The following is a 10934-nucleotide window of genomic DNA, read 5'->3' as shown; positions in this document are numbered from 1 at the left end:
ATCGTGCGTGGGCCCATTCGAGGAAGCTTTTCAGAGTCCTGCGGGCGCAGCTGGACAGATGAGACCCCGGTAGAAATGGCCCGAGAAGAAGGGGCCATTTTACCCCGCAGGAGCAAAGCGACGAGGAGGCTCAGCGCCAGCCCCGAGAAGAATTTGACCTTGAAAAAGCCGGCAGTTGGGCTTTTTCATAATTCTTCAGCGGAAAGCGAAGCGCCTGGAACGGAAGTCAACAGCAGTGTTTAGCAGGGACTAGATTAAGAGAATGCGGGGTGCAGGTCAATGAAATTGAAAATCATACAAACTTCAAAAAACACAGCTGAACGATTTGCGGAAAAAGAGGCTCTTCAAGCTGGAGTCAACACTGAAGCTGCAGACAGTGTGCTCAAACTTCAACCAGAAACAAAGTATCAGAGATTCATGGGCTTTGGCGGTGCTTTTACAGAGGCAGCCGCCTATACACTTGCTCAAATCCCAACAGAAGATCGCGCCGAAATAATAGAGAGCTATTTCAACCCGGAAACAGGGCTAGGCTACAGCCTTGGCAGAACCCATATCCACAGCTGTGATTTTGCCCTGGAGAATTACACATACGTGGAAGAAAATGATACAGAACTGAAGACTTTTTCAATTGAGCGGGAACAGAAATACGTCCTGCCGCTGATAAAGGATGCCATGAAAGCAAGGGGAGACGAGTTGACCATTCTCTCCTCTCCGTGGAGTCCTCCTGCCTGGATGAAAACGAATAATGAAATGAATCACGGCGGGAAGCTGAAGCCGGAATTTTATGATGAATGGGCCTTGTACTATACAAAATATATCAAGGCGATGGAGGCAGAAGGAATCCCGATCTGGGGAATCACTGTCCAAAATGAGCCGGAAGCCACGCAAGTTTGGGATTCCTGCAGATACACAGCAGAAGAAGAACGCGATTTTGTCAAAAACCATTTGGGGCCTGTCATGGAAAAAGAAGGGCTCGAGGACAAGAAAATCATCATCTGGGACCATAACCGTGACATCGCCTATGAACGGGGAGAAACGATTTTATCCGACCCTGAAGCTTCAAAATATATTTGGGGAACAGGCATCCACTGGTACGTTTCCGAGGAATTTGAGAACCTAAGCAAAATCCATGAGGCGTTCCCGGATAAGCACCTGATTTTCACCGAAGGCTGCATCGAGGGCGGAGTCCAATTAGGCGCATGGCATACTGGCGAGCGCTATGCGCGCAACATCATGGGCGATATCAACAATTGGCTTGAAGGCTGGATCGACTGGAACATCGTCCTGAATGAACAAGGCGGCCCGAACCATGTCGGCAATTTCTGCGATGCCCCTGTGATCGTTGACACGAAAACTGGCGAAGTCCACTATAACAGCTCATTCTACTACATTGGACATTTCAGCAAATACATCAAGCACAATGCCGTAAGAATCGGCCATGAACTAAACCATGAGACATTGAAGTGTGTCACCTTTGAGAATGAAGATGGCAGCATCATCGCAGTCGTAATGAATGATCAAGAACAATCTCAAACGATCACGATTGCCCTCGGTGAAGAATCGTCCACAGCTGTGCTGCCAGGACATTCCATCAGCACCTTTATTGTAAAAAAATAGTATTATCCTAAGGACAATAAACCGCACCGCCTCCATGTGATTTCAACATCGTTTTATTTACTAAGATGACAGCTGAAATAAGGGAGGTGGTGTTTTTTTACTCAATCACTCTTTTCAAGTTGCTTCCAGTAAGGACAAATTGAAAAAGATCCCTTGGTGACCAAAAAGAATGAGCAGAGGAAAAAAGGTCGCCAATAAGTCTCTTGGTGACCAAAAAAAGAGTGTGGAAAAAAGGTCACCAATAAGTTCTCTTAGTGACCAGAAAAATAAGAAGGAGGAAACAGAATGAAAAAAACACTGGCCGTGTTGTTAAGTGCAATGATGATTCTGCCGGGCACAAGTTTCGCCGCTCCAGATGGGCACGTTACTGGTAAAAATGTAAAGAAACAGGATGGGATTCAAAACGAATCAGAATGGTCCCTTGTCTGGTCCGATGAATTCAGCGGCAAGGAAATTGACCGGAGCAAGTGGACTTTTGATATCGGAAATTGGATCGTAGACGAAAATGGTAACGGTGTTACGTCTGGATGGGGAAACAATGAGAAGGAATATTACACGGATTCAAATGAAAACGCTTTTATTGAGGATGGAAAGCTTGTTATAAAAGCAAAGAAAGAGCAGGTTACCGATCAGTTCGGGACCTACGACTATACTTCAGCAAAACTGAAGACAAAAGGGCTGTTCAGCAAAAAGTATGGCCGTTATGAAATCAAAGCGAAGCTTCCTGTAGGCAAAGGATTATGGCCAGCCATCTGGATGCTGCCTGAAGAAGATAAATACGGGACGTGGGCGGCTTCAGGGGAAATCGATATCGTCGAAGCATGGGGCAGCAGACCGCATACTGTCGCAGGGACGATACACTACGGTGAAGGCTGGCCGAATAATAAGTATACCGGTAAGGAATTCGAATTTCCTGAAAAAAGCGGAATTGACAAGTGGCATACATATGCACTTGAGTGGGAGCCGGGAGAGCTGCGCTGGTATGTAGATGGAGAACTCTATCAAACTCAGAACAAATGGTATTCAAAAGGGAAGGACAATGCTGCGAATTTCTCTTATCCTGCTCCTTTCGACCAGGAATTCTATTTGGTTATGAACCTGGCAGTTGGCGGCTGGTTTGACGGGGAGGTTGATGAAACGACGAAATTCCCAAGTAAAATGCTAGTAGATTATGTCAGAGTATATGATCTGAAAGACCGCGACTATCGTGAACCTGTTGAACCAGTGTCTGGTCCAGTGGAACTGCCTGCAGATGCGAAGCAGCCTCTTGAGGATGGCAATTTCGTTTATGACCAAGATTATCAAAAGCCAATAACAGTAGTCGATCAGCCAGGGAAGGAACTTGATCCAACAAATTGGAACTTCGTGAAGTTGCCAGAGTTCGGAGGAGCCGGCAGCTTAACGGTAGATGAAATTGATGGCAGGAGATATGCAAAAACAGAAATTACAAATGCAGGCTCCCAGCTGTATTCCCTGCAAATGATCCAAAACATCTCATTAGCAAATGGCGGCAAGTACAAAGTCAGCTTCGACGCGAAATCAACGGCAGCGAGAAATATCATGGTGAAGACCGGTGCAGGTGCATCAAGGGGATGGGTCAAGTATTCGAATGAAGAAACATTCAAGCTAAGCAGTGAACTGCAAAGCTATGAATTTACCTTCGACATGCTAAATGAAACAGATATCGCTTCAAGACTTGAGTTTAATCTTGGCGGGAACGGAACAGCACCGGTTTGGATTGGGAATGTTAGGGTCGAGGATATCACGGGGACACCTGTGGATGAAGATGCAGCAAAACAGCCACTTCCTGATGGAAACCATGTATATAATGGAACTTTTGATCAGGGCGGCATGGACCGAATGATGTTCTGGAATTTTTCAGTGGAAGATGCAGCCGCTGCTTCAGCCTTTGTTTCAGAGAATACGAGAGAACTCCATGTGGGGATTGAAGATGGAGCCGGCTATCCTGAAGCTGTACTGCTTGACCAAAAAGGACTCAATCTTGTAAAAGGGAATGATTATAAGGTTTCTTTTAAAGCAAGAGCTGTAATGCCAAGAACAATTCAAGTGAGCGTATTAAGTAAGGATAGGTCAGAAAATTATTCTGGAATGCAAACAATCGATCTTACAACTGACATGGAAGAGAAAACATTCAATTTTACAATGAAAGAAGACCTGTCTGACCCGGAAGCTCAAATTGTCTTCAACTTTGGTGGTGATGACGCTGATATATATTTGGATGATGTAGTCATGCTGAAGACCTCAAACATACCTGACTATGGAAACATCGATTTGTATCCTTTAAAGAATGGAAGTTTCACAGATGGTTTCTCTTCATGGGGCCAATATATCCATAATGATGCCAGTGCAAGCATCATTGTTGAAAATGGAGAGGTAAAAGCCGCTATAACAAATGAAGGAAACGAACCATGGAGCATCATTTTGCAGCAGGAGAATTTGGACCTTGCGAAGGATGTAGTTTATGAGCTCTCCTTCAAGGCCCGTTCTACTGAAGAGAGAGACACTGAAATTACGGTCGAGAATGCCCAGTATTCAAGATATCTGAGCAAAAAAGTAGACCTGACTGAAGAAATGCAGACGTATTCTTTTGAATTCACAATGCCTCAAGATGATCTTGCTGCATTCAAGATGCTTCTAGGCAAAAACTTATTGTCTCCAGTCGGGAGCCATGATGTGTTCATTGACGATGTAGTTTTAAGAGTCAAGGATGCTCCGACACAGGAGGAGCCTGTACCAACACCCGGGATTGACAACGGTGATTTTGCCGATGGAACAGCAAATTGGTCCGACTGGTGGGGAGACCAGTGGAGCGGATATGGTGTAGGTGCGATGACAGCTGAAAACGGAGAACTGAAGGTTGCGATTTCACAAGTTGGCGGCGCCTCCTATGCTCCGCAAGTGTTCCAAAAGGGGCTGCTTTTTGAAAATGGCGGCAGCTATACGGTCATGTTTGATGCAAGGGCAGATGAGCCGAGGAAGATGAATGTCAATATTGGCAAAGAACTAACCATTGATCCATGGTTCATCCCTTATATGACAACACAAACCCTTGATTTAACGAATGCAATGAAACAATATAGTTCCACGTTTACAATGACCGAAGAAACGTACAACGACGGAAAAATCGTCTTCGAACTCGGGAATATCGATGGCGGTAATGTGGCAACAAATGTTTATCTTGATAATATAAACATCATAAAGAACTAGTTTTATAGAAGGGGCAGAGATGCAAGGGATCTGCCCTTTTCCTTTTCACTAGAAGCTAATTCATCAGGAGGAGAACAAATGAAGTACAGACAGCTTGGAAATACCGGGATGAAGGTTTCAGAAATAGGGTTTGGTGCCTGGCAGCTTGGGAATGCAAGAGACTGGGACAAGATGTCGGACAAACAGGCAGTGAGCTTAGTACATGAAGCCCTTGATCAAGGCTGCAATTTTTTTGATACAGCCCCGAATTATGGCGGCGGTATGAGTGAATCCATCCTGGGGGAGGCGCTGAATGGAAAAAGGGCCGATGTCGTTATTAATACTAAGTTTGGACATCAGCCTGATCATACAGTGAATTTCGACCCGAGGAATATCCGGAGCTCTGTGGAAGGCAGCTTGCGCCGTCTCAAAACGGATTATCTTGATTCCCTTTTATTGCATAACCCGCCTTTTGAATGCCTGACGGGAAATACAGATCATTTTACAGAATTGGAGAAGCTTAAGCGAGAAGGGAAAATTCGTGCTTTCGGAGCCTCGATTGATTCAGCCAGAGAGATGGAGGCACTGCTGGATTTTACCGGCAGCGAAGTATTGGAAGTAATGTTCAATATTTTTCATCAGGATCCAAGACAAGCCTTCAAGAAAGCAGCTGATAAAAATGTCGGACTGATTGTAAAAGTGCCGCTGGATTCCGGATGGCTTTCAGGTAAATATGACGATAGAAGTGTATTTACAGATATTCGCAGCCGATGGGATGCTAAGCAGCTTAAGGAAAGAGCCGAATTGTTACCAGCTGTCAGAGAAGCTCTGGAACCAGGGGAAACCATGGTCCAGCTCGCCCTGCGATACATTCTTCATTATCAGGAGGTTTCAACAGTGATTCCGGGGGCAAAGAATCTCGAGCAGCTGACCGAGAATTTATCGGCAACCGCTGCTAAGATATCAGCGGAAAAGGTGAAAAAGCTTGAGATGATGTGGGAAAAAGAGCTGAAACAGAATCCTATAGGATGGTAGAAAAACAATACGCTGGAGGTATAAAAGATGGCTTATCAACCAGAAACAACAAGATATGATTCAATGAAATATAACCGCTGTGGCAGATCCGGACTAAAGCTGCCGGCCATTTCGCTTGGGCTATGGCATAATTTCGGCGGGGGAGATACTTTTGACAATGGCCGGGCGCTGATCAGGAAAGCATTTGACCTGGGAATCACTCACTTCGACCTTGCCAACAATTACGGGCCGCCGCCGGGATCAGCCGAGGAGAACTTTGGAGAAATCCTTCGAAAAGATTTTTTCGGCTACCGTGATGAGATGGTCATTTCGACAAAAGCAGGCTATGGAATGTGGCCTGGTCCTTACGGTGACTGGGGATCAAGGAAATACCTTGTATCCAGTCTCGATCAAAGCCTGAAGAGGATGGGTCTTGATTATGTGGATATTTTTTACCACCACAGGGCAGATCCTGATACTCCTCTTGAAGAAACGATGATGGCTCTGGATCAAATTGTAAGACAAGGAAAAGCCCTTTATGTTGGCATTTCCAACTATGGAGTTGAAGAAACCAAACAGGCAATCGGAATCCTGAAAGAGCTAAAGACACCGCTGTTGATTCATCAGCCGGCCTACTCGATGTTCAATAGATGGGTTGAAAATGGACTTACGGATCTTCTGCAGGATGAAGGGGCCGGGGCCATCGCGTTTGTGCCATTGGCTCAGGGCCTGTTAACGAATCGATACTTGAACGGAATTCCACAGGATTCGCGAGCATTGAAGCCGAACAGTTTCCTGAACGAAAAAGATGTATCGGAAGACGTGCTTGAAAAAGTGGCAAAACTTAACGGGATTGCCCAGGAACGAGGCCAGTCCCTTGCCCAAATGGCACTTGCCTGGGTGCTTAGAGACGGGAAAATCACTTCGGCGTTAATCGGCGCAAGCAAGGTCAGCCAGATAGAAGAAAATGTCGCTGCCCTGCAAAACCTTGAATTCTCACGAGACGAATTGAAAGCAATTGATGATATTTTAGCATGATTCTGTCAGGGTCAGATTTTCTCCGCGCGGATGCATAGGAACAATTTGGCGGACTCCTCTTATTGATAAGAGGAGTTTTTACCTTTATGGGCATTTCTTTTTTGGGTTATAATCATCTAATACAAAGAACTTAAATGAGGAATGTCCAGTGGCTTTACTGAAAAAATTCAATTTTGTCGGCGGCAGGGTGGTGAAAACAGGGATTGCTGTTTTCCTGACTGCGCTCATCTGTGAGCTGTTAAACTGGCCGCCGATGTTTGCTGTAATCACAGCGATTGTCACAATCGAACCGACTGCGGCTGATTCGATAAAAAAAGCATATGTCAGATTCCCGGCCTCGGCAATCGGGGCAGCTTTTTCCGTTGTGTTCAATTTTGCGTTCGGGCACAGCCCGCTCACTTATATGCTTGTTGCTGTAGCAACGATCATTGCCTGCCACAGGCTGCGGCTTCAGGACGGGGCGCTGGTGGCGGTGCTGACAGGGGTAGCGATGATATCGACAGTGCATGACCACTATCTGTCTTCGTTTTTCGTCCGACTGGGCACGACCTTGACGGGGCTGACCGTCTCTACGCTCGTGAACCTGCTCGTGATCAGGCCCGATTATTCCAAGACAATCAAAGCTAAAATCAAGAAATTAACCTTGGAAACGGGAAACTTGATTGAAGCCAGAGGAGCCGAAATCACCAGGCATCAGCCGCTGCACAGGGAGACGAAGGCTCACTTCCAAAAAATCCTAAAGGACATGGAAGCCATCGAAACCTTGTGCAAGTACCAAAAGAAAGAATGGAAGCTGCATCAATTCAATCGCAAGGATATGCGTGACTTCCATTATGAATACAAGAAGCTACTTTTGTTGAGGCAAATCCATTACCACGTCGGAAATCTCGTATCGCTTCCGTCGATTCACTTGCCAGCTTCGAAAGCAGAAGTCGTCCAATCAATGGTGAAATCCATCAACTCAGCTCTCCACCATCCTGATTTTCAGATGGATGAAGCGCATGATAGGGTCGTCAGAGAGCTACTCGATTTATTAAGACACGAGGTGGAGATGAGGGAAGCATGCTCCCGCCGCTTCTCGGAAGAAACGGTGATCTACTATGAGCTCGTCTCCATCCATGACCTGCTGGAAGAGCTCGATCACATTCACAGGCACGAAATCAGGCATCAAACCTTTTTGGAAAAATCATTGGATATAACCTGAAGCTCCTCTTGTTTTCAAGAGGGGTTTTTTCTATATTTTTTTCCAATAGATAAAAAACTAAATGAAAAAAATTCTCAATTAGTTATTGACTTACCAAAATTTACGTTTTAAGATTTAAATAGTTAAGTGATAATGATTATCATTATCGAGTGACTAATGCGCGCAAAAAATCCTAATCATTAGGAGTCTTACCATGAAAAAACGTTATTTGATTGCTTCTTTGCTGATTCTATCGATTGTTTCGCTCTTTGTCGGGGTCAGCAGTATTTCACCTTTGGAGCTTCTCGACTTTCAATCAGAGGAAACTGAAATCTTCCTGATCAGCAGGGTGCCTAGGCTGGTCTCGATTCTGCTGGCAGGAGCGGGAATGAGCATTGCCGGGCTGATCATGCAGCAGCTCAGCCGCAATAAGTTTGTGTCTCCGACGACAGCAGGGACGCTTGATGCTACGAGACTGGGAATCCTTGTTTCGATGCTGTTCTTTGCAAACGCGTCAACGATTGAAAAAATGCTGATTGCCTTCATTTTTGCTCTGGCAGGGACCTTTCTTTTCATGCAAATCCTTGACCGCATCAAGTTCAAGGATGCGATTTTCATTCCGCTCGTCGGGATGATGCTCGGGAATATCCTTTCCTCGGTTTCAACCTTTTTTGCCTACAGAGCCGATGTCATCCAGAATATGTCCGCGTGGCTGCAGGGTGATTTTTCAATGATCATGAAGGGCCGCTATGAATTGCTGTACATAAGTATTCCCGTGCTGGTAATTGCCTATCTGTTTGCGAATCGCTTTACCGTCGCCGGAATGGGTGAGGATTTTTCGAAGAATCTGGGGCTGGCCTACAAGCGAATCGTCAATATCGGCCTGGTCCTTGTCGCACTGATTACGGCAACCGTGGTCCTTACGGTTGGAATGATTCCGTTCCTCGGGTTGATCATCCCGAATATCATCTCGATCTTCAAAGGTGACCACCTGCAAAAAACGCTGCCCCATACGGCCTTGCTTGGAGCAAACTTTCTGCTGTTAACCGACATTCTTGGCAGGGTCCTGATTTACCCGTATGAAATTTCGATCTCCTTGATGGTCGGCGTCATCGGAAGCGGCATTTTCCTGTATCTGCTGTTTAGGAGGAAGGCATATGCGTAACTCAATCAAACTCATCCTCCTTTCATTGCTGGCAGTCGGCGCCATTGCTTTGTACCTGCTCCATGACCTGAATGGCAGCTTTGATTACGCCCTGCCAAAGCGGGCGATGAAGGTGGCGGCGATGGTCATCACCGGCCTGGCAATCGCTTATTCGACGGTAGTGTTCCAGACGATTACGCACAACCGGATCCTGACACCAAGCATCATCGGGCTTGATTCGCTTTACATGCTGCTGCAGACAGTGATGATTTTCTTCCTTGGTTCCGGCCATGTAACAGTGGTGAACAAACAGGTCAATTTCATTTTGACAGTCGCTGCCATGATCATTTTCGCCCTGCTGCTCTACAAACTGCTTTTTAAAAAGGGGAGCCAGCCGATTTACTTCCTGCTGCTCGTCGGGATCATCGTCGGGACGTTTTTCTCGAGCATCTCCACCTTCCTGCAGGTGCTGATCGACCCGAATGAGTTCCAGATTGTCCAGGACCGGATGTTTGCGAGCTTCAATAACATCAATACCGACCTAGTCTGGCTTGCGGTCGGCCTGATCATCCTGCTCGTCCTTTATGGATGGAGGTTCACTCCCTATCTCGATGTCCTGTCGCTTGGCAGGGAGAATGCCATCAATCTCGGCGTTGCTTACGATTCAATTGTAAAAAAAATGCTGGTGCTCGTTGCCGTGTTCATTTCGATTTCAACCGCGCTCGTCGGTCCGCTGACCTTTTTGGGCCTGATCGTTGCCAATCTTGCTTATCAGGCATTTAAAACTTACAAGCATTCCATCCTGCTAAGCGGTGCCGTTTTAATCAGCATCATCTCACTTGTCGGCGGCCAGTGGGTCGTGGAAAGAGTGTTCACTTTTTCAACAACGCTGAGTGTCATCATCAATTTCATCGGCGGCGTGTACTTCATTTACTTACTGCTGAAGGAGAGTCGATCCACATGATCAAGGTTCGTTCACTATCCAAATTTTACGGAAAGAAAAGCGTTGTTGAAGATGTAACGGTCAATATCGAACGCGGAAAAATCACTTCGTTCATCGGACCGAATGGCGCCGGAAAATCGACACTCCTTTCAATGGTCAGCCGCCTGCTCGATGCCGATACTGGAGAGGTTCTCATTGACCAGACCGACGTCCGGAAAATGAAGTCGAATGATTTTTCCAAGGTCGTATCCATCCTCAAGCAATCCAATTACATGAATGTCCGGCTGACCATCCGTGAGCTGGTGAGTTTCGGCCGATTTCCTTATTCAAAGGGGAGGCTGACGGAAGAGGATGAACGGATGGTCGACCAGGCCATTGATTACATGCATCTGAAGGAAATGGAGGACAGTTATCTCGATGAATTGTCCGGTGGCCAGAAGCAGCGCGCTTTTATCGCGATGGTCATCGCCCAGGATACTGATTATATACTGCTTGATGAACCGCTCAACAACCTGGACATGAAGCACTCCGTCCAGATCATGAAAATCCTGCGTCAGCTGGTCGACGAACTTGGAAAAACGGTCGTCATCGTCCTGCACGATATCAACTTTGCTTCCGTCTATTCCGACCGCATCGTTGCCCTGAAAGAGGGAAAAGTCGTCAAGGACGGACCGACAAACGAAATCATCCAATCCGACGCGCTAAAAGAAATTTACGATATGGAAATACCGATTCAGGAAATGAACAATTGCCGGATTTGTGTTTATTTTAATTCCAACTAAAAGGAG

At 46.1% G+C, this 10934-nt stretch carries 8 protein-coding genes; all 8 read left to right on the top strand.

The features are described 5' to 3' along the window. The first annotated feature begins 279 nt into the window (after positions 1 to 279). The 8 genes from AC3EBE_RS03505 (at position 280) to AC3EBE_RS03470 (ending at position 10928) form a co-directional block, all read left to right on the top strand. Entirely contained in the window at positions 280 to 1617 is a 1338-nt protein-coding gene (locus tag AC3EBE_RS03505) for a glycoside hydrolase family 30 protein (protein ID WP_488593622.1), read from the top strand. A gap of 285 nt (positions 1618 to 1902) precedes the next feature. Further along, positions 1903 to 4845 (top strand): carbohydrate binding domain-containing protein, encoded by a 2943-nt coding sequence (locus AC3EBE_RS03500; protein ID WP_488593621.1) that lies wholly within the window; start codon positions 1903 to 1905, stop codon positions 4843 to 4845. A gap of 78 nt (positions 4846 to 4923) precedes the next feature. Further along, positions 4924 to 5859, top strand: coding sequence for an aldo/keto reductase (locus tag AC3EBE_RS03495; protein ID WP_488593620.1), 936 nt, complete (start codon positions 4924 to 4926; stop codon positions 5857 to 5859). Positions 5860 to 5886: 27 nt separating this feature from the next. Further along, positions 5887 to 6876 carry an L-glyceraldehyde 3-phosphate reductase gene (gene mgrA / locus AC3EBE_RS03490; RefSeq protein WP_488593619.1) on the top strand — a complete coding sequence of 330 codons (990 nt, stop codon included), beginning with the start codon at positions 5887 to 5889 and terminating at the stop codon, positions 6874 to 6876. Between the two features lie 148 nt (positions 6877 to 7024). After that, on the top strand, positions 7025 to 8080 hold the full coding sequence (locus AC3EBE_RS03485; RefSeq protein ID WP_488593618.1) for an aromatic acid exporter family protein: 1056 nt from the start codon (positions 7025 to 7027) through the stop codon (positions 8078 to 8080). Positions 8081 to 8273: 193 nt separating this feature from the next. Continuing rightward, positions 8274 to 9224, top strand: coding sequence for an ABC transporter permease (locus tag AC3EBE_RS03480; protein WP_488593617.1), 951 nt, complete (start codon positions 8274 to 8276; stop codon positions 9222 to 9224). Next, positions 9217 to 10167, top strand: coding sequence for an iron chelate uptake ABC transporter family permease subunit (locus AC3EBE_RS03475; RefSeq protein ID WP_488593616.1), 951 nt, complete (start codon positions 9217 to 9219; stop codon positions 10165 to 10167). Before AC3EBE_RS03480 ends, AC3EBE_RS03475 begins: the two co-directional genes overlap by 8 nt. Next, complete coding sequence (locus tag AC3EBE_RS03470) at positions 10164 to 10928, top strand: iron ABC transporter ATP-binding protein (RefSeq protein WP_488593615.1); 765 nt, start codon at positions 10164 to 10166, stop codon at positions 10926 to 10928. The genes AC3EBE_RS03475 and AC3EBE_RS03470 overlap by 4 nt, the downstream gene beginning before the upstream one ends. Positions 10929 to 10934: the final 6 nt, after the last annotated feature.

It is taken from the genome of Mesobacillus sp. (assembly GCF_057785455.1).
Note: the sequence above shows the minus strand (reverse complement) of the source record. Positions and strands in the feature narration are given on the sequence as shown.